The organism is Sediminibacterium sp. (assembly GCF_019264485.1).
Taxonomy (GTDB): domain Bacteria; phylum Bacteroidota; class Bacteroidia; order Chitinophagales; family Chitinophagaceae; genus Sediminibacterium.
Genome location: NZ_JAHVAA010000004.1, coordinates 215,135 through 239,271, shown reverse-complemented (window position 1 = coordinate 239,271; position 24,137 = coordinate 215,135). Strand labels below are relative to the sequence as shown.

The following is a 24,137-nucleotide window of genomic DNA, read 5'->3' as shown; positions in this document are numbered from 1 at the left end:
GCATTAGCTGAATTTTTTGAGGATTTCGCGTTCAAGGAGGATTTCTTTTAAAGCAACACCTCTGTTTAGTTGATCCAGCTCCCCGCTATATAGCATTTGTATCTGTTCTAAACGATCTTTTTGGTTTGAAAGAAAATCATATAAGGCAGCTGGCACTTCAGCATTCTGTTCCTCTATCTCGCTTAATTTCTCTAACATATTGGAACAAACAGGCAATTGCGATTTTTCCTGGAGTTGAAAAAAATATGTTTTAGCAGCCAGAAGGTTAAAAGAGGGCGTAGATTGACCTTCACCGTCCAACGGCTGGACCCTCATATTTATAAAGCTCCAGCATAGTTTTAGCTCTTTATCATCCGAAAAGTTGAAATAGGTAGCCGGAACAATATGCTCGAACTGCCAGGCTTTTCCATAATTATCCCAGTTAATGGCCTCCGTAAACTGCAAGCTGAACCACTCCCTGAGTGTTTGAATGTCTAAACCAAAGAATTGTCCATAGGTTTCGCTTGGTTTTTGTTCTACCACATAACGCCTGTAGGCTAATTGCCATTTTCGTTTTTCCCTCAAACGCAATAAAGAGTCTGTGATTTCGGTTTGCGGAGTCCATCTTTTTCTTGCCATACCCAAAACTAAGGAATGTTTCATCCCGAAACTGGGATTCGTGGAACAAATCAGACTCCGATGTTTCATCCTGAAACTGTGTTTTGTGGAACATTCAGTTCTGACTACAAGCCATATCCTGTACCATAAAGAATTGATCCTTACTATAAATAGCATAGCCAATTCCAATTTCTGTGAGATTCGGGTTTAGAAGCGCTTTTCTATGGCCGAGTTCGGGCAGGCGGATATCGAGGTAAAGTAAAACGAGTGATATAAGTATGTGGTGACTACCCAATGAAAGGTTTTCATTGGCGCAGGATTTAATCCGGGCCATTCGCATTCTGTCCTGGAAACTACGTCCATCGGTAGAACTATGGCTGGGCTCTGCGTTATGGATTGACATATCATCGCAATGGTCCTGGGCGGCTTTTATGAATGATTCGTTGAGTTTCAACAAGGGAAGAGGGCGGCTTCTGTACAAATCATCTTTTAGGCTTAGGGATTCCGCCCCTTTCAATTCGGGGAAAAGACTGATTATGGGCGCTACAACACTATCCCAGAATCTTTTCGGATTGATTCGGCTATAATTGGTCCAGTAAAGTATTTCCTGCGCTTCTGGTGAAAGCGATTTAAATTCACGGTTGTTGCTATTCCATCGTTCTACATCCAAATCGCGCAGCAGGGGTTGTGGTACAGGCTTTATCTCCAGCTCTACGGTAGACATCTGGGCCTGACTTTTCAGCAGGAAAAAAATAAATAGACAAACTATGCCGATACGAGGCATATACTGGGGTTTATCAAATAAAACGAATTATCAGGATTCTGTTTATCAGGAATATGTTATTTCGCTTTTCTTTTTCACGCTAACTCCGCGTCTGAATGTATTCATACAACTTTAACCCACCTGTTTGTATGTATCTTATTAAAGAGAGAAAACCAGGGTTAGTGTACTGAGGCCTTCAAAAACAGTTTGAGGTAATGATCTTCTCTCTTTCGCATTAACGCTATATCTGCTTTCCTCTTATCCTTGTAGCCGCATAAATGCAGGGCTCCATGGAAAATTACACGCAACATTTCATCCCTGAAAGAAATGTCCAACTGCCCGGCATTGTCTTTCACCCGCTCTGTACTGATATAAATTTCTGCCTCCACAGGCTTACCTGGCGCAGATAAACCAAATGTGATGATATCGGTATAATAGTCATGCTGTAAAAAACTCCTGTTAATAGCCAAAAGGTATTCATCCGAACAAAAGATATAGTTGATTCGCGCCAAGGGCGTTTTCTCTTTCGTAAAGAGCTTTTCAACAAATTCCTGAATAGCCGTTTTCTGTGCAAGGGTTAATCGACGGTCTGCGTAACGAAACATAATCCTCTTCATACTCGTATATCTTCTAATACTCCAAAATTCGTAACAAAAACGGATTACACCATGCTACCTTTATAGAATATTTATAACCAGGCGATGAAACGATTGTCAGATTTAGAAGCGGGTCAGAAAGCGGTCATTAATTCTTTTGAAAAAGATGAGATCTTTATCAAGCTAATGGAAATGGGCTGTATTCCAGGAGAACTGGTTCAGGTTGAACAAGTAGCACCCCTGGGTGATCCTATTTCTATTTCCGTAGCCGGCTATCACCTAAGCCTAAGGTTAAGTGAGGCAAGAAGTATTTTTGTGGAAGATGCAAAATAATCATAATAAATTGATTATCAATTGTTTAGATGAATATTGGACTCTATTTTGGTTCTTTTAACCCCGTTCATACCGGTCACCTCATCATTGCTTCTCATGTGGTGAACCAGACAAATATTCAGCAGGTGTGGCTGGTGGTATCTCCACAAAATCCTTTTAAAACAGCAGCCGGTTTATTAAATGAATATGATCGTCTTCACCTCGTGAACCTGGCGATTGATGATGAAACGCGTATCCGCGCTGCTGATGTTGAGTTTAAATTACCACGCCCCTCGTATACCATCGATACACTTACCTATCTCCGCGAAAAATATCCGCAGCACCAGTTCAGTATTATTATGGGTAGTGATGGTTTTCAGAATTTACCTAAATGGAAAAATGCCGATTTACTGGTGAAAGAATATCCCATCATTATTTATAAACGTCCCGGCTTCGATATTACCGATACCTGGAATGCATCCGTTCAAATACTCGATGCGCCCATGCTCGATATTTCTGCTACGCTGATTCGCAACAATATCCGCGAAGGAAAATCTATCCGCTATCTCGTTCCCGATAAAGTGAGAGAAGAAATTGAGCGGAATAATTATTATAAGTAGTTATTGATTTCACCCAAAGGCACACAAATTTTCCGTAACTCTCTGTGCCTACCCTTTCTATCCGCTTGTAAAATTCATTTCACTATCCCCAATCGATACAATAGATTTATCCGATAAACCAGACGAATGAAAAACAAACTGCTTATCCTCGGCTTTTTATTGGCCGGTTTCTCTGCTTCTGCTCAATTAACTGTTGAGAAAATTATGCGCGATCCGAAATGGATCGGCTCTTCTCCCTCCAATGCATTCTGGAGTGCCGACAGTAAAAAGATTTATTTCAGCTGGAACCCCGATAAAAAAATATCGGACTCTGTTTATGTTTACTCTCTTGCTTCGGCAAGTACCGCAAAAGCAAGTTTACAGGAAGTACAACTGGCACAGGCCACTAACAATGCAGTATATAATGACAAGCGCTCTAAAATGCTTTATGCCTTACGCGGCGATTTATATTTGGTAGATATTGCCTCCAATAAAACAACACGCATTACCCAAACGCAGGAACAGGAATTTGGTCCGCGTTTTATTCTGAACGATGAGTGGGTTGTGTATAACCGCAACCAGAACCTGTTTGGATGGAATACGCAATCCGGCGTAACACTTCAGCTCACCAATATTACAAGGGGGTCCGAAACAGTAGTTACTTCTGCAGCGCTAACAGGCGGTGGTCGTGGTGGTTTTGGCGGAGGAGGGTTAGCTGGTGGAAATATTATTCAGCAAAGAGCTGTGCAACCAACATCAGGTATACAAACACAAGAACCCTGGTTACGCAGCCAACAGTTAGAACTATTTGAAGTATTAAAAGAAAGAAAAGAAAAAAGAGATGCCCGGGTTGATTTCCTCCGTGCCAACCGCGATACAGATACACTTAAACTGATTGGTATTGGCGAGAAGCAATTACAGAATTTACAGATTAGTCCCGACGGACGTTTTGTTACTTATCGTTTATACACTGCTCCGGCCGGCGGTAAAAACACCATCGTTCCGGATTATGTTACCGAAACAGGTTTTACGACAGATATTCCCGCACGCACAAAAGTGGGCGCTCCCTTAGGCAGGTATGAATTTTTTGTTTTCGATAAAACAAAAGATAAACTCATTGCGGTAGTAGTTGACTCTATTTCTGTTCCCGGTATTACGGATCAGCCTGATTATGTAAAAGATTATCCAAAACAATTTGGTACACGCCGTGCACCCGTTCGCGGTGTAATGATCAACGGACCCTATTGGAACGCCACGGGTTCCGCAGCGATAGTAGATATCCGTTCACAGGATAACAAAGACCGCTGGATCATGCAACTCGATGCCGAAACAGGCAAACTGAAATTACTCGATCGTCAGCGCGACAATGCATGGATTGGCGGCCCGGGCGTAAGCGGTTTCGGCGCCACATTTGGCTGGATTGATGAAGGCCAGTTTTATTTTCAAAGTGAGGCCACGGGCTATTCACACTTATATGTGTACGACCTGAAATCCAATGCTAAAAAGGCGCTCACCGGTGGGCAATATGAAGTACAGTCTGTTTCGCTCAGTAATAACAACCAGCATTTTTACCTGTTGACCAATGAAGAACATCCGGGTAAACTAAACTGGTATCGTATTAATAAAGATGGCAGCGGAAAAGAAAAAATTACAGATAAAACGGGTGGTTATGAAGTAAGCATGTCTCCCGACGAAAAATGGATTGCCTATCGTTATTCTTACAGCAATAAACCATGGGAGTTATTTGTACAGGAGAATGCTGTGGGTAAACCAGTTACTCAAATCACTAACAAAGCAGTTTCGGAAGAGTTTAAATCCTATGCCTGGAGAGATCCCCAGATGATTACCATTCCGGCACGCGATGGCCAACAAATCTATGCTCGTTTATATGAACCGGTTAAAGCGAAAAAAAACAAGGCCGCTGTAATATTTGTACATGGTGCCGGCTATCTGCAGAATGTTCACTATTGGTGGAGCTCCTATTTCCGCGAATACATGTTCCATAATTTACTGGCCGATCAGGGTTACACAGTAATTGATATCGACTATCGCGCCAGCAGTGGTTATGGCCGCGACTGGAGAACGGGCATCTATCGTCATATGGGAGGAAAGGACCTGGATGATCATGTAGATGCAGCAAAGATGCTGACAGAAAAATATGGTATAGATGCCGGAAAGATTGGTATTTACGGCGGAAGCTATGGCGGCTTTATTACGCTGATGGGATTGTTTACAACACCAGATGTATTTAAAGCAGGTGCAGCATTAAGACCCGTTACCGACTGGGCACATTATAACCATGGGTATACATCGAATATACTGAATGAGCCTTTTAATGATAGCATTGCCTATGCCAAATCATCTCCCATCAATTTTGCCAACGGACTAAAAAACAATTTGTTGATTTGCCATGGTATGGTAGATGTAAATGTTCATTTTCAGGATGTGGTTCGTTTATCACAAAAACTAATTGAACTCGGAAAAGATAACTGGGAACTGGCGGTGTATCCAATGGAAGATCATGGTTTTGTAGAACCCAGCAGCTGGACAGATGAATACAAACGGATACTAAAACTATTTAACGACAAACTTCTAAAGAAATAATACACCTATAGAAAGAGCCGCTGAAAATTCAGCGGCTCTTTGTTTTATAGAAGCTGTCTTCTTATTTCTTTTTAAAAATAGGCACAGTACTACAGGGCTCACCATACATAATACTTTTAGCTACCGGGCGGAGCTTCTTTGTAATGGCAACATAGGCCGCTTCGGGGATGGCCAGATCTCCGCATCCTTTTACCACAATCCGCTGATCTGTAAATTCACTTACATCAATTGCATCAATATTCTTTAACAGTTCCCGGTTAATCAGTTCCTGTTCGGTTCCTACAATTACTGTTTTGGCAACGGGTTCGAGGTAACTGGCTACCAGCATATAGGCCCACATTGGAATAACAGCATCGGCAGAACAGGTAATGGCAACATCGGCATCTTTGTATTCATTCCAGTCGGTCTGTAACAGTGCCGCACGGAAATCTTTTTCCTTTAATATCAGACCCATGAATAAATGGTCTTTCAGGTCGAAAATTTTTCTGGGTGCAGAGGGATAATATTTCTCCAGATCAAAACTGATCAGTCCGCTTTCTGCCACTTTATTAATAATCACATCTGCCATACACTCAATTTGAAATACAAAATTACCATATCTCCCTGAAACAGGCTTTCGGTTTGCGAAATCCTTCCTTTTTTACCCCAGACTTAAGTTAGGGGCCAGGATGAAATAAAAAACCCCGGTTTTTCTGCCGGGGTTTTCAATATTATTCCAGTTACTATTAATAGAACTTGAAGCGGTTGTCTTTAACAACTGCTGCTGTTTTCAGCGACTGAACACCACGGAATACAGCTACACGGCTTCCCTGCATCAGGGTTTGTTTAATCGTTTCAGCATCCATTACTCCCGGACGGGCGCTGTTGCTTTCTACTTTAACCGCAAACACACCTGTTAAACCTGCGATGGGCGCGCTCACTTTACCCTGTAATGATTTATTGAAAGCCGCACCTACAATCTTAGGCTCACTTCCTACATTTGGCAGGAATGGTGTTGAGAAGCTCAGACTGTCGGCACGCAGTACCGGAGAACCGATGGCTGCAGATATCGCTTCAAGTGAAGCGCCTTTGAATTTACCATCCAGAATTTGTTTTGCTTTTTTCTCATTACGAACAAATCCTTCTACCAATGGTCGTGCATCTGCAGGAGACATGGTACCGGCAGGATTGATACCTGAAACAATAGCTACTACATAACGGTCGCCAACTTCAATTGGCTCAGATACATCTCCTGTTTTATTTTCATACACCCAACGAACCAGCTGACGGCTCTGTCCGATTCCATTCACATTAAAATCATTCTGTTTAATATCTGCTGCTGTGAGAACAGTAAGGTTTGATTTTAATGAAGTAGCATCAAATTCTTTTTTGCCTTTCGATGCAGAAGCAAATTGCGCAGCAGCTGTACTTGCAGCACTCACTGTTTCACTACTTGCTAAAATGGGTTTAGACAAATAAGCAATTTTATACGCGGGGTTAAAATTTTTCTGACCCAATACTTCTACATAATGATAACCATATTCAGTTTTTACAACCCCTTTGGAACCAACTGGTTTATCAAAAGAAAAATCGTTGAAAGGAACTACCATTTGTCCTTGTGGGAAGTATTCATAAACGCCACCGGTATTCTTGTTTCCATCATCAGAATATTTTGAACACAATGCTGCAAAATCGGCACCGCCTTTAACAGCGGTTTCTATGCTATCGATTAATTTCTTCGCCAGTGTGTCGGGTCTGATTACCTGATTGGTTTGTGGGTTGAAAGTAGAAACAAGGATATGGCGAACCTTTGCGCTGTCGGGCCAATTCTTAACAGCAATCATTTTAGCGATTGTAAAATTACTGCCGTCCTGGTATGGGCCATACAATGTACCTACCGGTGTTCTGGTAATAGAATCCTTATTGGGTTGCTGCATTCTTGCTTTGCTGAAATAGCTGTCGTAATAAGGTAATTCAGTTCCTGCTTTGGTTAAGAAGGCACTTACATTATCGGTAGTGGCAAACTCTTCTCTCAGGCTCATCAACTGATTTAATGTATTTAAAGTATCAGCACCACTGGGTGAAGCGTTGAAATAAACATAATTGATAGAGCGTGTTTCCTCTTCTTTCTGGTATTCTTTACTGTGCTTTTTTACATAAGCAGCAATATCAGCATCCGTTACTTTAACCGCGCTGTCAGAAACTGCAGCATAAGGCATATAAACGTAAGAGATATTAGCGATGGCATTATTATCGGCCTGCTGTTTTTCAACCAGCCATTTAGGAACATAAGAAGCCTGTTGTAAAAGAGCCAGGTATTTACTTCTTAATGTTTGCTCAATCGTAGGCTCTATATAAGCTTTATTGATCATCTCCACCTGCTCCTTATTGGTGCTCTTCTTAAGCTGGTTAAAAGCCTGTCTGGCTTCAGCCACTTTAAATTCACCGGTATTAGGATCTGTAAATTCCTGACGCAGTGGAGAGTTAGGTCCGAATAAAATATCGCTCAGCTCTTTGGGAGAAACCTGTAAACCCAGTTTATTATATTCCTGCGTAAGCACAAGTCTTTCTACTTCCTGCATCCATAAAGCACCGATCAGTTGATCGCGTTGTGCTCCCTGACTACCATACATACGTTCCTGCATGGCGAGCTTTGATTCAAAATCAAGACGCTCAATTTTTTCTCCGTTTACTTTACCAATAACAGATGAATTGGAAAAAGCACTTCCGCCTCTTCCCACACCATCCTGGAGGATAAAAGCAATCAGGGCCAATGCAATAATGGCAAAAACAATCCAGGCACCTTTGTCACGAATTCTTTGAATAACAGACATAAATCAGTTTAATTGGTATAATAAATAAAGCCGCCACCCGGCGGGAGGCAAAAATAGGGGATTAAAGCATTTGAACAAATTGTGGAAAACCTAATTTAATGCAGACGGGACAATGGTTCGCCAAACGCGAATTTGGAAATTTGTGGATTTGGAAATTTGGAAATGACATTTAAGATGTCTGATCGCTGATGTCGGATTTGAAATATACATCTGACATCAGCGATCAGACATCCACAAATCCACACCCCCTTGTTTATAAATTGGTTTTCCGGTGGAAAACTGAGCTTTTTAAGGTTTTAAATGTGGAAACTCCTCGAACAAATACCCTCAAATCCGACATCCGACATCCGACATCCGAGATTTTTCTCATTTTACCCCATGTTAACGCACAGTGAAATAAACGTGGATAGTGAAAACAAACTCATGTGTATTCGGTTATTCACTGATGTGGGTTAAATACTTGTTTTCTAATATTACCGGAATGTTAAGCCGTGGAAAAACATGTTAATTAGGGTGGATAAACCTCTACAAGTTAACTTTGCACTATGGGGATAAGTAAGTTATCCCGAAATCCACAGCCCTAATAGTAATAAGTGATTTATATAAATAAGTATTATTAAATATTATTACCGTGATTATGAACATTTCTGAAGCGAAAGACAAAATACAGGAAAAAGGTTTCCTCGATATAGAAATAGATGCCCGTCTGGATATTTTTGCCGAGATTGAGCGACTAAAGAAAGAAAAAAATGCGGTCATACTCGCTCACTACTACCAGGAACCAGATATTCAGGACGTGGCAGACTATATTGGAGATAGTCTTGGGTTGGCCCAAAAAGCCCGCGAAACCGATGCCAGCATTATCGTATTTGCCGGCGTACACTTCATGGCAGAAACAGCCAAGATACTAAACCCATCTAAAAAAGTACTTTTACCCGACCTGAAAGCAGGCTGTTCATTAGCCGACAGTGCCCCAGCGGGTCCGTTTAAGGCCTTTCGAGACAAACACCCGGATCATATTGTAATCTCCTACATCAACTGCACAGCGGAGATAAAAGCACTGTCTGATATCATTTGTACCAGTGGGAATGCAGAGAAAATTATAGAAAGCGTTCCAAAGGACCAGCCGATCATATTTGCACCTGATAAAAACCTGGGAGCTTATCTCGCTAAAAAAACAGGCCGCGACATGGTATTATGGAACGGAGCCTGTATGGTGCATGAAATTTTTAGCCTAGAAAAAATTACCAAACTTAAAATCAGACATCCGCAAGCTAAAATAATTGCCCACCCGGAATGTGAAGAAGCGGTGTTGGCAGTAGCAGATTATATTGGCAGTACCACCCAGTTATTAAAATATTCACAAACAGACAGTACTAAAGAATATATCGTAGCCACCGAAACAGGTATTCTTCACCAGATGCAGCAGGCAAGTCCGGATAAAACATTTATTCCGGCACCACCCAATAATAACTGTGCCTGTAACGATTGTCCCCATATGAAACTGAATACGCTTGAAAAATTATACCTCTGTATGATGTACGAGCAACCAGAAATTCATATGGACGAAACCCTTCGCCTCGCAGCCAAAAAACCCATGGACAGAATGCTGGAGATCAGTAAAGCAGCAGGGCTGATAGGGTAAAGAACAGAAGAACAGAGAAATGTGGAACATCGAATATCCAAATAGTTGGAAGTTGAATATTCATCTGTTTCTCTGTTCTTCTGTTTTCATACCTTTCTAACATGAAACCGCCGGCTCCTATATTAATTGCCGATCGTATTCCGGCACTTGATCAGAAATTGGTTGAGTTATTGGAAACCCTATCTCCGGAAGACTGGAAAAAACAAACCATTGCGCCGAAATGGAAAGTGGAAGATGTGCTATTGCATTTACTGGATGGAAATATCAGGATCTTATCAATACACAGAGATGGTTATTTTGGTGTTCCTCCCGGAATAATAAATAGCTATGATGATTTATTGGCTTACCTCAATCAATTAAATGCTGACTGGATTAAAGCGGCAAAAAGAATGAGTCCGAAGCTGGTGATTGAATTGTTCAAACAAACCAATAAAGAAATAGCAGATTACCTAACAACAATAGATCCTTTTGCTAACGCATTATTTTCTGTAGCCTGGGCCGGAGAAGAAACATCTGTTAACTGGTTTCATTGGGCAAGAGAATATACTGAGAGATGGCACCATCAGCAACAGATAAGACTCGCTGTTGGAAGAGAAGAGGAACTATATAAAAGGGAATGGTATCATCCACATTTAGAAACATCGATGCGTGCGCTGCCACATCATTACAGAAATTTTCCGGGGAAGAGAGATGAAGTATTGTCATTTGAAATAACCGGAGAAGCTGGTGGTATCTGGCATTTATACCATGATGGAAAAAAATGGATACAGGTAGAAGATATAACCACAACTGAAAATATCATCACTATTGAGGGTGAAATAGCCTGGCGCCTTTTCACTAAAGGAATAAAAAAAGAAGAAACAAACATCAGGATACGAGGCAACAGGCAGGCAGGAGAACGTTTACTTTCGATGCTCGCCGTAATGGCGTAGCAGTTGAAAGTCCGGGGTCCGAATGTCCGAAGCCAGCAAAAAAATTTAATAATAGTAATTTTTCCTCACGCTCTGCTATTATTGATCAGACTAGTCAACAAAAGCATTTTTCTTTCGGACATTCGGACCCCGGACTTTCAGACTTATATTTACACAACAATCCATAGAAATGAAAAAACTCCTCATTGCATCGTTGTTTATTTCATCGTTCACATTCGCACAACAAACCCAAAAGCCACCATTACATGGAAAGAATTGGATGGCCATTACGGGTAAACCACTGGCTGCTACTGCGGGGTCGATGATCTTTCAGAAAGGAGGTAATGCAGTAGATGCATCATGCGCAATGCTCGCCGCTACCTGTACCATGTGGGATGTATTGAGTTGGGGTGGAGAAACACAGGCGCTTATCTATAATCCTAAAACAAAAAAAGTAATTGCTATTAATGCAATGGGTGTGGCCCCAACCGGCGCAACGCCGGAGTTTTTTAAAAGCAAGGGCATGAATTTTCCGCCGCAGTATGGTCCCTTAGCTGCTACTACACCCGGTACTCCAGGCGGCATCTGTTATATGCTGGCTGAATACGGAACCATGAGTTTGAAAGAAGTATTGGCGCCGGCGATGGACCTGGCAGCGGGTTATCCGATAGAAGCACAGACGGCCAACAGTATTGAAAGAGGAAAGGACCAGATAAAACAGTGGCCATACAGTAAACAGGTATTCTTAACGCACGCCGGTGAAAAAAGAGAAGCTCCTGAAGCGGGAGAAATATTTGTACAGAAAGACCTGTTGAATACACTCAGTAAAATGGTGGAAGCAGAACAAAGTGCACTGAAAGCCGGAAAGAACAGGAAGGAAGCGATTTATGCAGCCTATGATCGTTTTTATAAAGGAGATATTGCCGATGAATTTGTAAGAGGTGCACAAGAGCAGGGTGGACTCATTACCAAAGCAGACCTCGCCAACTGGAAACCGATTGAAGAAGAGCCATTGCAAACAAATTATAAAGGCATAGATGTATATAAACTAAAGCAATGGACACAGGGACCGGTTTTATTACAAGCATTAAATATTCTGGAGAATTTTGATCTCAAAAACATGGGTTATAATTCTGCGAAATACATACACACTATTTACCAGGCTATGAACCTGAGTTTTGCCGACCGCGATTTTTATTATGGTGATTCTTATGCCGCTCCGGATGAACCCATGAAAGGACTGCTGAGTAAAGCCTATGCAAAACAAAGAGCATCACAGATTCGTATGGACAGAAATGATGCGAATGCAGGTCCGGGAGATCCTTATCCTTTTGAAGGAAAAACAAATCCTTATATCAATTTATTAAAGAGTCGTGGTTATGATGTAAAAGATACCAGTAGTAAAAGAGGTTTTGCACCCACACACGACCAAAGACAAATGGCATCTATAACCGATACTGAATATAAAGACGCATTGTGGATGGGCACCACATCGGTAGAAGCGGCAGACAAGGAAGGGTGGGTAGTATCTATAACACCAAGCGGCGGATGGTTACCGGCTTGTATTGCAGGAAAAACAGGTGTTGGCATGAGTCAGCGTATGCAGAGTTTTGTTTTGGATTCAACCATCAATCCATTCAATGTGGTGGCGCCGGGAAAAAGACCCAGGGTAACACTTACACCATCAATGGCTTTGAAAGACGGAAAGCCATGGCTCTCTTTTGCAGTACAGGGAGGCGACACACAGGATCAGAATCTCCTCCAGTTTTTCCTCAACATGGTAGAGTTTGGTATGACAGTTCAGGAAGCGAGTGAAGCAGCGAATATTAATACCAATCAACTTTGGTTATCACTCGGCGGAAATAAAACGGCTGACCGAGCACCACGCGCAGGTAACCTATTACTACATAGCAACACACCAGACTGGGTTCGCAAAGAACTACGAAGTATGGGTTATACACTAAGTTTCGAAGACCGTACCAGCGGACCCATCAATGCCATCTGGTTCGATTGGAAACACGGATCATTCTGGGGAGGAAGCAGCAACCACGGAGAAGATTACGGAATCGGTTGGTAAAGTACCGCTCTTCAGTGCTCCTCTGTGTATTCAGTGGCAGATTAATTGCCGCTGAATACACAGAAAAACACAGAAATTTTTTAAATAACATGTTATGACGAGCATTGAACAACTAAACATAGCCGTTCGACAATTTGCTGCGTTAAGCGAAGAAGAGTTTAATCTTTCATCAACATATTGGGAAGAATGCACGTACACAAAAGGAGAATATTATAACGAGCATCGCTCCGTATGTAAATACCTTGGTTTTATTACACAAGGTGTTTTTCGCTCCTATATCATCGATGGAAAAACAGGAGAAGAGAAAAATGTATTTCTCTATTCTTCAAAACAATTCATAGCCACATTTAAAAGTTTTGTTCACCAGATACCCTGTGATTATCATACACAGGCAATGACCGACGCAACAATGATTCGTATACGTATAGATCATTTACTTGAACTCTATCGAAAGAGTCATTCGTGGGAACGTTTTGGAAGACTACTGGCACAGGTGGCATTTACGATTGCGATGGAAAAAACAGAAGGCTTTTTATTCAAGACACCTGAAGAACGCTACCTCGACTTGTTGAACCAGCATCCCGATATTTTTAATGAAGTGCCACTTTATCATATTTCCTCCTACCTCGGCATACAGGGGCCATCGCTAAGCAGGATCAGAAAAAGAATTTCCGGGCGCTGACACGATTTTAACCTGGGTTAAAGAGATCGTCATGAGTAGTGTAGAGCTTTGTGTTATCAAATCAAACACAAACCAAAACGTACACATCATGACACACTCAAAAACCATCGTACTTACACACGGACTGTTTGTAAACAACAAAAGCTGGAACCAATGGAAAGCCTATTTCGAGAGCAAGGGTTACACCGTATATGCACCAGCCAACCCACACCATGAAGGTGAACCTGCCGACCTGAGAAACAATATTAACCCGGCTTTAGGAAAAGAGCGTTTTGAAACCCTGGTTAGAAAACTCGCAGAGTTCATCGATACACTACCCGAAAAACCTATTATTATCGGACACTCTTTGGGCGGTCTTACCACCATGAAACTGGTAGAAATGGGAAAAGCGGCTGCTGCAGTAAGCATCAATGGTGCGCCCCCAAAAAACGTATTTGCTCCATGGCAAACCATTAAAACGGTATTTCCTGTACTGAATTTTTTTGCAGCAGACAAAATCTTCCGTACCAGTAAAAACTGGTTTTATTATGCATTCGGCAACAACTTAAGTCGCACAGAGAGCGATAAGCTGTATAACGAAATAGCGGTACCCGAAAGCAGAACCGTAGCACGTGACACATTATTACAGTCTTTTTCAAAAGTAGATTTTACAAAACCCCATGTGCCCCTGCTTTTTATTGGTGGAACCAGGGACAATATATTCCCCCCAACACTTACGCAAAAACTGGCGAGGTCTTATAAAGAAAAAGCGGATATAAAAATTTTCGAAGGCCGCAGCCATAACACTATTGGAGAAGAAGGATGGGATGCTGTGGCAGATTACGTCTACAACTGGATAAAAAACCTATAACTGTTTAATAAAGGAAGCGTAGTTCTAAAAAACAGGTAAATACCGCAATTACCATAGGCTTATTTTTCGGCTGTTAATGCTGTGCGTAAAAAACGAATAATAGCAAATCATATGGAAATTAAACCAGAGAAAATAGAAAATATTCAAAACCTGATCTTTTCTATCAGAGGAACACAGGTGATGATAGATTTTCATCTGGCAGATATGTATGGTGTAACAACCAAGAGATTAAATGAACAGGTGAAACGAAATTACCGGAGGTTTCCCGAATCGTTTATGTTTCAACTTAATCCGGTAGAGTGGAGTGCCTTACAAACACAAATAGCAACAATAAAAAGAAGCTCCGATTTGCGGTCGCAAATTGCGACCGCAAAAAGAAGAACCCTTCCCTTTGTTTTTTCTGAGCAAGGCGTAGCCATGCTTGCATCTGTATTATATTCGGAAACGGCAATTGAAGCAAGTATTCTAATTATGCAGGCTTTCGTGAACATGCGTAAGTTTTTGCTGCAAAACGCTTCTGTTTTTCAGCGAATTGATAGACTTGAATATCAGCAACAACAAACCGGATTACAGTTGGAACAAATATTTAAAGCACTCGACGCTTCTCAGCCAAAGCCAGAAAAAGGAATTTTTTTTGAAGGCCAGATTTTTGATGCATATGTATTTGTTTCAGAATTAATTAAAAAAGCAGAGAAAGAGATACTCATCATAGACAATTATATAGATGAAACCATACTCGTATTATTATCAAAAAGAAAAAAGGAAGTAAGCGCGCACCTGTTCACCAAAACCATTAGTAAAACCCTGCAACAAGATGTAGCAAAACATAATGAACAATACCCGGGCCTGATACTGAAACCGTTTGCTAAATGCCATGACCGCTTTTTATTAATAGACGGTGTAGAATTATACCATATTGGCGCATCTTTAAAAGATCTCGGAAAAAAATGGTTTGCCTTTTCAAGAATGGATAGTATGGCAGAACAACTTATAAGTCGGTTAATATAGTCTTCAAAACTCCTGTAGAAAAAGCCACAATATTTGAACTGCCGTCTTTGTTTCCGGCAGTAAAAAAACAAATATATTCATACAATAAAACCAACTGATTGTATGAATACCAACACCCACTGGAGCTTCACACAAAAATTCCTATTCCGTTTCTTCTTTGTGTATCTGATGATCTCCATTGCTCCATGGACATGGATTGAAAATATACCTTATGCTGGTGTGGTGGTACAACCCTGGTATTGGTTACAGGACCAGATCGTTGAGTTGGCCAATAAAAATATATTCAAAGTATATAAGGAGCTTGTTCCACTCAACGGAAGCGGAGACACTTCCTGGGCCTGGACGCATCTGTGGTTCTTCTCACTGTTTTCTTTATTAATAGCCGCTATATGGACGGTAAGCGATCGTAATAAAACAGCCTATCCAAAGTGGAATTACCTGCTGGTAACCATTGTTCGGTATAATGTAGCGATGATTGCGTTTGGTTACGGCATCATCAAAGTATTTGCTTTACAAATGTATTTTCCATCGCTAAGCCAGCTAGCCACACCCTTGGGAGAGTTCTTACCGATGCGTTTTTCCTGGTTATTTATTGGTTACTCCACCCCTTATCAGGTATTTTCCGGCGTAGCGGAAGTAATAGCAGGACTTCTTTTATTTAACCGTAGAACGGCCACGGCCGGCGCATTGATGTCGTTTGCGGTATTTACCAATGTAATGGTGATGAACTTTGCATACGATATACCGGTAAAACTATTCTCAACACACTTAACACTAATGTCCTTGTTCCTGGTTGTGCAGGAGCACAAACGTCTCACTGCTATTTTCTTTCTGAACCAGCAGGCACCGGCAGGAAGTTTATATGCGCTCACGCTCACGAAGAAATGGCAGCGCATTACCCGTTACGTATTAAAAGGATTGTTTGTTGTGTTGATAATCATACTTCCTTTTTATAATTCATATCAACGTTACCGGGATGTGCAATCCATATCAGATCAAAAACCCATCCGTTCGGGGGTCTATGATGTTGCCGACTTTGTTGTAAACAATGATACAATACCAGCTATTATCGGCGACTCAACACATAGATGGAGTCAGCTTATTTTTCAACCCGGTACAACCGGCAGCATGCTGAGTGCCGATACCATGTTCAGACGTGTATATGGAAGAGCTTATTTCGGATATTTTGTTGATACCATAAAACAACAAATGACATTCCGTTGGGCAGGTCCTCAATCTGACAGCTTGTTTACATTACAATACAGCATCCCCGACAGCACAACGATTACATTACTTGGTCCGGTAAAAGGAGATACTTTATTTGTAAGACTCAAAAGGACCAATAAACAATACCGTCTGGCAGAAAAACAGTTTCATTGGCTGAGTGAGTATAACAGATAAGCTATGAGCTTTGGGCTGTGAGCCACGAGCGGTTTGTATAAGTAAACGACTCTGCGAAATCTCTGTTTCCTCTCGTTCTCTGCGGTGAATATTCGGGTAAAATCACCGCAGAGAACGAGAGGAAACGGAGTTGACGCAGGGAGTAAACAACACGGCTAAAAATTGCCTAACATTGCCATACTATGAAAAAGATAATTTTCGCCTTGCTTGTTATCCTTTCTTTTACTGCTGCTGCACAAAAGAAGCAACCGTATGTGCTTTACAATGCTAAGGGCAAGAAAGTAGGCTATGAAAAAATGCTGAAAACAATAGCGGATAAAGACATCCTCCTTTTCGGCGAATTTCATAATAATGCCATTGCTCACTGGCTGCAATTAGAAGTAACAAAAGACCTGAAAGAAAAACGCAACCTCGTTCTTGGTGCCGAAATGTTTGAACAGGATAACCAGGAAGCACTCGATTTATACCTCGCAGGAACCATCAAACAAAAACAACTGGATTCCATGGCGCGTTTGTGGAAGAACTATCCCACAGACTATGCACCACTGGTAAACTTTGCCAAAGAAAATAAAATACCATTCGCCGCCAGTAATGTACCACGCCGATATGCTTCAATGGTATCGCGTGGCGGATTTACAGTATTAGATACGTTGACGGCAAAAGAAAAAGCATGGATGGCGCCATTGCCCATTGCTTATGATGCAGCATTACCCGGCTATAAAAAAATGGTTGAAATGATGGGTGGACATGGTGGTGAAAACCTTCCCAAAGCGCAGGCCCTCAAAGATGCTACCATGGCGCATTTTATGCTCAGGTATTATCAGCCCGGATCTTTGCTGATACATTATAATGGCGCCTACCATTCCGATTTTTACGATGGACTGAATTGGTACCTGAAAAAACAAAACCCGGCACTTAAAATTGTAACCATCAGCACCGTTTCACAAAAAGACATCCACAAACTCAGCGGCGAACACCTCGGCCGCGCAGATTTTATTATTTGTGTGGATGAGGATATGACGAATACCTATTAAGTCCGCAAGTCGGAAAAGTCCGAAAGATGTTCGATTCGGGGCAACCCTCCGTGTAACTCCGTGCCATTCTCTCCATAGGAGACCTTTGGATCTTTACCTCTGTGGTTTCACCACAAAGTTTCACAGAGGGCTCTTTTGTAAAACAGTCATTCTTTCAGACTTTTCCGACTTTCGGTCTCCCGGACTTCCGCCCTGTGCAAAATCAGGTATAAATACGCTACCACAGGAAAAAACAAACCCCTACTTTAGCACAATAAGGACAAACTAAAGACGTTAGTAAAAAAAATACTAAAAAAATTAGTTTATTTCATTTCCGGGACTTATTTTTACAATCCCATTAAACTCAAAAAATATTACCATGAGTAACGTAGAAAAATTAAAAGCGCTAAAGCTGACGATCGATAAGATCGACAAGGATTTCGGAAAAGGCAGTGTAATGATGATGAATGAAAGAAGCCAGGAGCCCATGGAAATTATTTCAACAGGTTCGATTGGTCTTGATACAGCATTGGGTGTAGGTGGTTTACCCAAGGGAAGGATTATAGAAATATATGGCCCGGAATCATCCGGTAAAACAACCGTAGCCATACATGTAATTGCGGAAGCGCAGAAAAAGGGAGGCATGTGTGCCATTATAGATGCGGAACATGCATTTGATAGTTCCTATGCCCGTAAGCTGGGTGTAGATGTAGATAACCTGCTGATTTCTCAACCCGATTACGGTGAGCAGGCACTGGAAATAGCCGACCGCCTGATTCTCTCCGGAGCACTGGATGTAGTGGTGATAGATTCTGTTGCCGCACTGGTACCCAAAGGAGAGCTGGAAGGCGAAATGGGCGACAGTAAAATGGGTCTTCAGGCACGTTTGATGAGCCAGGCACTGAGAAAATTAACGGCCACCATTAATAAAACCAATACAGTCTGCATATTCATCAACCAGTTACGCGAAAAAATAGGTGTGATGTTTGGTAACCCAGAAACCACAACGGGAGGTAATGCACTGAAATTCTATGCATCGGTTCGTCTGGATATTCGTCGTATGTCGCAGATCAAAGACGGAGACGAAGCTGTGGGTAACCGCGTAAAAGTAAAAGTTGTAAAAAATAAAGTGGCTCCCCCCTTCCGGGCGGCAGAGTTCGATATCATTTTCGGAGGCGGTATCAGTAAAGTGGGTGAAATCATCGATATGGGTGTAGAACTGGGTATCGTACAAAAAAGCGGATCCTGGTTCAGCTACGAAAGCAATAAACTGGGTCAGGGTCGCGATGCTGTAAAACAACTCCTGCTCGATAACCCCGAATTGTCGGCCGAGATAGAAGGAAAAATCAGAGCCAAACTGACAGAGGCCAAAGCCGCTGCAGAAGCATAAACGTTTTTTTGAGATGGGTTAGTAAATATGAACCGCTCCTTGTCTAAGGAGCGGTTTTTTGTTTTAATAAGCCCAAATGTCATAATTATTTAGTTCTATGGTATATATAAATAGATAAATACTAAATAATTCACTGATAATCATAGAATTCAGCAGTTAACTCTCTTCAACATACCTTATTTTAGAGAAAACAAACCCGTTGATTTACACGCTGATAAAACTGCCAATTAGACTTGCGCTCCGTATTTTCTGCGTAGATATTGATTTGGTAAATCCTGGATATAGGTCGGAAAAGGGCCCCCTTTTACTGGTGGCCAATCACCCCAATTCTTTCCTTGATGCCATTTTGATAGCCGCCCAATTCCGGGAGCCGGTTTATTTTCTGGCCCGGGGGGATGCTTTCCGCAAACCCTGGCAGCGGTTTCTGCTTGGTCTTCTGCATATGGTACCTATTTATCGTTTGTCGGAGGGCAGAGAAAATCTTCACCTCAATGAATATGCTTTTAAGCAGTCACAGGCCCTTTTAACCGAGGGAAAAATTGTACTGATTTTTATTGAAGGGATTTGTCTGAATACACACGAATTACAGCCCTTTAAAAAAGGTGCTGCAAGAATTGCCCTGACAGCCGTTGGTGAATCATTGCCATTGAATATTATGCCCGTATCGCTTAGCTACAACAATTTTACCTCCATAGGAAAAACGGTACGCATAGAGTTGTCGAAACCTTTTTCAGCAAAAGAAATACTAATACAGGATCAGGAAGCATTGAACATGCAGTATTTTAATCACGCATTATTTCTGCGATTAGACAGCATGATAAAACCTCCTGAACCAAAGCAGCAAAAACGGAATATTATATTTTTCCTGTTCTCGGTAGCGGGTTATTTTTTACACCTGCCGCTGTATAGCATGGTTAAAAAATTTGTTCGCAAAAAAACTAGACAGACCGTTTTTTATGATTCAGTTTTATTTGGTGTTTTACTCCTGCTCTATCCGCTGTACCTGTTGCTATTATTTGCTTTGCTGGCTTTATTACACGTTCCCATAGTTCTGATTGTACCCCTTCTTTTTATCCATCCAATAAGCGCCTGGTTTGCTGTACGGTATAAAATAAAGTCACAAACATCATCTTAAAGAAACAGAAAACGGTTACCTTACTGTGGTAAAAAGTATTAATCAGAAAAGGATGTCAGCAATTAAAAAATTAGGAATAAGAAAACGCATAGCCCTTGTAGCACACGACCATAAGAAAGCTGATCTCATGGAGTGGGTGGCGCATAACAGAGAAGTTTTATCAAAGCATGAATTGTTTGCAACAGGAACAACCGGAAAAATCATTGAAGAGAAACTGGATCGACCCGTGAGAAAGCTCATGAGCGGACCGATGGGAGGCGACCAGCAGATAGGCGCCATGATAGCCAATGGTGAAATTGATATGATGTTCTTCTTCTGGGACCCCATGGAAGCGCAACCTCACGATAGCGATGTAAAAGCACTGCTACGTTTATGCGTATTATGGAATATTCCGATGGCCTGCGACAGGGCAACGGCCGATTTTCTCATCACATCTCCTTTTATGCACCAGGAATACGAATCGCAGTTACCGGATTACAGCGATTACCTGAACAGAACAATTAAAAAACAGGATGACTGATCTTATATTAAGACCCTGGCAAAAACAGGATGCACAGGCACTGGCATCCATTGCCAATAACAGGAACATCTGGAACAATGTGCGCGATTTTTTTCCAAGTCCATACACAGTGGTAGATGCCCTGCAATGGATAGCAAAAACAGCCACAGAAAAACCGGTTCTTAATTTTGCTATTGTTTGGCAGCAACAGCTAGTAGGTGGCTGTGGATGTATTAAAAAAGAAGACTTATACCGCAAAAATATTGAGATCGGTTATTTTATCGGCGAACCCTATTGGGGAAAAGGAATTGCCACAGAAGCCTGCCGCTTATTATGTTATTATATCAGCGAACAAATGGAAATGGTAAGGATTGAAGCACATACTTTTCAGAACAATAAAGCATCGATGCGTGTTTTACAGAAAAACAATTTTTACCTTGAAGCCATCAAAAAGAAATCGGTTTTCAAAAATAATGAACTGATGGATGAATACCTATGGGTCAAAATGCTTCGTTGAAGATCAACCAAAATCAAAATTCCATGCGTTGGCAGGGCAGAAGACAAAGTGATAATGTTGAAGACAGAAGAGGCAGTAAAACGCCGCTTGCTATCGGTGGCGGATTGGGCGCTATCGTTATGGTAATATTATACCTGATCATGGGCGGCGACCCGAATGAAGTATTGCAACAGACTTTACAACAACCGACAACCGAAACAACAAAATTTAGTCCGAGGGAAGAAGAGCTGGCAGCGTTTACCAAAGTGGTACTGGCAGATACCCAAGATGTATGGGATTCTGTTTACCAGTCGATCAACGACAGATATGAACACCCGCGTCTGGTTTTGTTTAGCGGATCTACTTCTTCTGAATGTGGTTTTGCCAGTGCTGCATCAGGTCCGTTCTATTGTCCGCCAGACAAAAAAATCTATATAGACCTTTCATTCTTTGATGAGTTGCAACAAAGATTTGAAGTAGAAGGAGAGTTTGCCATGGCCTATGTAATTGCGCACGAAGTGGGTCATCATATTCAGCAACAGATGGGAACCACAACCAAAATGCAGCAAATGCGTTCTGGTATCAGTGAAACCGAATACAATAAATTATCTGTGAAGCTGGAACTACAGGCCGATTTTTTAGCGGGTGTATGGGCACACCATGCACAGCGATTGAAAAATATATTGGAAGAGGGTGATATAGCTTCTGCCCTAAAAGCTGCTAATGCCATTGGTGATGACAGGTTGCAACAATCAGCAGGCAGAACTGTAAACCCGGATGCATTTACACATGGTACGTCAAAACAAAGAATGTATTGGTTTAAAAAAGGATTTGAAACCGGAGATATAAGAGAGGGAAACACATTTGCCACAACAGAATTGCACTAAATTACCCCGCATAAACTTCGTTACCTCTCGTTCTCTGCGGTGGGGTTCCTCTGCTCACGCCGTCGAAGCAAGGGAGCGCTGAGAACGACAGAAAGCAGAGGTTTTGCAGGGTTGTTATAAAAAGAATACATATTTATGAAAAGAATAATCACTATTAGTATTTTCTTGATGAGCTCTTTAGTTCAGGCACAGGACACACTCTCTAAAAAAGATATTCCAGCTGCAGCAAGACTCTTCGACCTCCGTTTTACACAGAAAGAAATAGACAGTATGTATACGGGAGTAAAAGAAAATGTAGGCGTTTATCAGCGCATGCATAAGCAGACATTGGCCAACAATATAGTACCAACGCTTACCCACAGCGCTATTTTACCTGGTATGCAGTTTAATGAGAAACAGGACAAGATAGACTGGAACATTCCCAAAAATGTTGTGCTGCCCGCAGATAAAAATGAGCTGGCCTGGTATTCAATTGCACAACTGGCTTCATTGGTGAAAAGTAAAAAAATCAGCTCGGTCGAGCTCACGAAATTATTTATTGAAAGAATAAAAAAATATGGCGACAGCCTGCAGTGTGTAATTTCTATTACAGAAAACATTGCGATGGAAGAAGCAACAAGAGCAGATGCAGAAATAGCTGCAGGAAAATACCGCGGGCCTCTTCATGGCATACCCTATGGACTCAAGGACCTGTTTGCCGTAAAAGGAACTAAAACCACCTGGGGAGCAGAGCCTTATAAAAATCAAACCATTGATGAAGATGCTTTTGTATATACTAAACTAAAAGAAGCAGGCGCTGTGCTGGTAGCCAAGTTTACGCTGGGAGCATTGGCCATGGGCGATTACTGGTATGGCGGTAGAACAAAGAATCCATGGAATACGCGTTTCGGTTCATCTGGTTCATCGGCCGGATCGGCATCGGCAACAGTTGCTGGTCTGGTACCCTTTGCCATTGGAACAGAAACATGGGGTTCTATTATTTCACCGGCATCAACCTGTGGTGCTACCGGATTAAGACCCACATTCGGCGCCATCAGCAGAAGCGGTGCCATGACCCTCAGCTGGAGTCTGGATAAAGTAGGTCCTATTTGCAGAAGCGCAGAAGATGCAGCCATTGTATTTAATTATATCAGGGGAACAGATGGAAAAGACAAAAGCGCAGAGAACAAACCCTTTAATTATAAACCGAATACCGATATCAAAAAAATGCGGATCGGTTATGCCAAAAATTATTTCGACAGAATTACCGATACCAGCAGAACAGAATGGAAAGTGCTGGAAACATATCGTGCAATGGGTGTGGAATTGATTCCGGTTGATTTTCCAGACAGTACAGTGTACCCTTTCAATATTATGGATGTGGTGATCAGCGCAGAATGTGCAGCCGCTTTTGACGACTTCACCCGCAATGATGTAGACGACCTCATGACGCGTCAGGGATTATTTGACTGGCCCAATACATTTCGTGTATCAAGACTGGTTCCTGCAGTGGAATATATCAACGCAAACAGACATCGTTTTATACTCATGCAAAAAATGAACGAAGTCATCAGTCAGTACAATGTGATTATTTGTCCTACCAGGGGAAGCGGCAATCAGTCGGCGATCACTAATCTAACCGGTCATCCGGTATTATGTGTACCAACCGGATTTGATAAAAGAACGAATACGCCAACAAGCATTTCTTTTATTGGTAAGCTGTTTGATGAAGCCAGTATTTTAACTGCTGCAAAATATTATCAGGATAAAACAGGATGGGATGAAATGCACCCGCCTGCATTTAAATAGACTAGAAAAACTTTGAGACAAAAGCCCGCGATCCGGGCTTTTTTCGTATTGTTACTATTGGAACGTATGTT

22 protein-coding genes are annotated in these 24,137 nt (G+C 41.7%); 17 read left to right on the top strand and 5 right to left on the bottom strand.

Features of this window, described 5'->3' with window-relative positions; genetic code table 11:
• Positions 1-3 precede the first annotated feature (3 nt).
• The 3 genes from KXJ59_RS02490 to ybeY form a co-directional block, all read right to left on the bottom strand.
• On the bottom strand, positions 4-642 hold the full coding sequence (locus KXJ59_RS02490) for a hypothetical protein (protein WP_295200772.1): 639 nt from the start codon (positions 640-642) through the stop codon (positions 4-6).
• A gap of 70 nt (positions 643-712) precedes the next feature.
• On the bottom strand, positions 713-1,381 hold the full coding sequence (locus KXJ59_RS02485) for a CAP domain-containing protein (protein WP_295200768.1): 669 nt from the start codon (positions 1,379-1,381) through the stop codon (positions 713-715).
• A gap of 158 nt (positions 1,382-1,539) precedes the next feature.
• On the bottom strand, positions 1,540-1,977 hold the full coding sequence (ybeY, locus tag KXJ59_RS02480; protein WP_295200766.1) for an rRNA maturation RNase YbeY: 438 nt from the start codon (positions 1,975-1,977) through the stop codon (positions 1,540-1,542).
• 84 nt (positions 1,978-2,061) lie between these two features.
• Between ybeY and KXJ59_RS02475 the strand changes: the two genes are divergently transcribed.
• The 3 genes from KXJ59_RS02475 (at position 2,062) to KXJ59_RS02465 (ending at position 5,471) form a co-directional block, all read left to right on the top strand.
• Positions 2,062-2,289: a FeoA family protein gene (locus KXJ59_RS02475; RefSeq protein ID WP_295200763.1), complete on the top strand. Its 228-nt coding sequence runs from the start codon at positions 2,062-2,064 to the stop codon at positions 2,287-2,289.
• A 29-nt stretch (positions 2,290-2,318) separates the two neighbouring features.
• Complete coding sequence (gene nadD / locus KXJ59_RS02470; RefSeq protein ID WP_295200760.1) at positions 2,319-2,888, top strand: nicotinate (nicotinamide) nucleotide adenylyltransferase; 570 nt, start codon at positions 2,319-2,321, stop codon at positions 2,886-2,888.
• A 126-nt stretch (positions 2,889-3,014) separates the two neighbouring features.
• On the top strand, positions 3,015-5,471 hold the full coding sequence (locus tag KXJ59_RS02465) for a prolyl oligopeptidase family serine peptidase (RefSeq protein ID WP_295200757.1): 2,457 nt from the start codon (positions 3,015-3,017) through the stop codon (positions 5,469-5,471).
• Between the two features lie 61 nt (positions 5,472-5,532).
• On the opposite strand, the gene KXJ59_RS02460 is transcribed toward KXJ59_RS02465, so the two are convergent.
• Both KXJ59_RS02460 and KXJ59_RS02455 read right to left on the bottom strand, forming a co-directional pair.
• Entirely contained in the window at positions 5,533-6,039 is a 507-nt protein-coding gene (locus tag KXJ59_RS02460) for a DUF2480 family protein (protein WP_295200755.1), read from the bottom strand.
• 157 nt (positions 6,040-6,196) lie between these two features.
• Entirely contained in the window at positions 6,197-8,284 is a 2,088-nt protein-coding gene (locus KXJ59_RS02455; RefSeq protein WP_295200754.1) for a SurA N-terminal domain-containing protein, read from the bottom strand.
• Positions 8,285-8,921: 637 nt separating this feature from the next.
• Between KXJ59_RS02455 and nadA the strand changes: the two genes are divergently transcribed.
• The 14 genes from nadA (at position 8,922) to KXJ59_RS02385 (ending at position 24,066) form a co-directional block, all read left to right on the top strand.
• The gene (gene nadA / locus KXJ59_RS02450) at positions 8,922-9,929 is read left to right on the top strand and encodes a quinolinate synthase NadA (RefSeq protein WP_295200751.1); all 1,008 of its coding nucleotides are present in this window, start codon (positions 8,922-8,924) and stop codon (positions 9,927-9,929) included.
• 101 nt (positions 9,930-10,030) lie between these two features.
• Entirely contained in the window at positions 10,031-10,861 is an 831-nt protein-coding gene (locus KXJ59_RS02445; protein ID WP_295200748.1) for a maleylpyruvate isomerase N-terminal domain-containing protein, read from the top strand.
• Between the two features lie 169 nt (positions 10,862-11,030).
• Complete coding sequence (locus KXJ59_RS02440; protein WP_295200746.1) at positions 11,031-12,917, top strand: gamma-glutamyltransferase; 1,887 nt, start codon at positions 11,031-11,033, stop codon at positions 12,915-12,917.
• A gap of 94 nt (positions 12,918-13,011) precedes the next feature.
• Positions 13,012-13,599 (top strand): Crp/Fnr family transcriptional regulator, encoded by a 588-nt coding sequence (locus KXJ59_RS02435; protein ID WP_295200744.1) that lies wholly within the window; start codon positions 13,012-13,014, stop codon positions 13,597-13,599.
• Between the two features lie 88 nt (positions 13,600-13,687).
• On the top strand, positions 13,688-14,449 hold the full coding sequence (locus KXJ59_RS02430) for an alpha/beta hydrolase (protein WP_295200741.1): 762 nt from the start codon (positions 13,688-13,690) through the stop codon (positions 14,447-14,449).
• Positions 14,450-14,560: 111 nt separating this feature from the next.
• Positions 14,561-15,457: an ORF6N domain-containing protein gene (locus tag KXJ59_RS02425; RefSeq protein ID WP_295200737.1), complete on the top strand. Its 897-nt coding sequence runs from the start codon at positions 14,561-14,563 to the stop codon at positions 15,455-15,457.
• 102 nt (positions 15,458-15,559) lie between these two features.
• Positions 15,560-16,858 (top strand): hypothetical protein, encoded by a 1,299-nt coding sequence (locus KXJ59_RS02420; RefSeq protein ID WP_295200735.1) that lies wholly within the window; start codon positions 15,560-15,562, stop codon positions 16,856-16,858.
• 182 nt (positions 16,859-17,040) lie between these two features.
• Entirely contained in the window at positions 17,041-17,892 is an 852-nt protein-coding gene (locus KXJ59_RS02415) for a ChaN family lipoprotein (RefSeq protein ID WP_295200734.1), read from the top strand.
• 358 nt (positions 17,893-18,250) lie between these two features.
• Positions 18,251-19,261: a recombinase RecA gene (gene recA / locus KXJ59_RS02410; RefSeq protein ID WP_295200731.1), complete on the top strand. Its 1,011-nt coding sequence runs from the start codon at positions 18,251-18,253 to the stop codon at positions 19,259-19,261.
• Positions 19,262-19,460: 199 nt separating this feature from the next.
• Positions 19,461-20,396: a 1-acyl-sn-glycerol-3-phosphate acyltransferase gene (locus tag KXJ59_RS02405; RefSeq protein WP_295200729.1), complete on the top strand. Its 936-nt coding sequence runs from the start codon at positions 19,461-19,463 to the stop codon at positions 20,394-20,396.
• Between the two features lie 52 nt (positions 20,397-20,448).
• Complete coding sequence (locus tag KXJ59_RS02400; protein WP_295200727.1) at positions 20,449-20,916, top strand: methylglyoxal synthase; 468 nt, start codon at positions 20,449-20,451, stop codon at positions 20,914-20,916.
• Positions 20,909-21,412 (top strand): GNAT family N-acetyltransferase, encoded by a 504-nt coding sequence (locus KXJ59_RS02395; RefSeq protein WP_295200725.1) that lies wholly within the window; start codon positions 20,909-20,911, stop codon positions 21,410-21,412. Before KXJ59_RS02400 ends, KXJ59_RS02395 begins: the two co-directional genes overlap by 8 nt.
• A gap of 23 nt (positions 21,413-21,435) precedes the next feature.
• Complete coding sequence (locus KXJ59_RS02390; protein WP_295200723.1) at positions 21,436-22,278, top strand: neutral zinc metallopeptidase; 843 nt, start codon at positions 21,436-21,438, stop codon at positions 22,276-22,278.
• A 135-nt stretch (positions 22,279-22,413) separates the two neighbouring features.
• A complete protein-coding gene (locus KXJ59_RS02385) occupies positions 22,414-24,066 on the top strand; it encodes an amidase (protein ID WP_295200720.1) in 1,653 nt (550 codons plus the stop codon).
• The last annotated feature ends 71 nt before the right edge of the window (positions 24,067-24,137 follow it).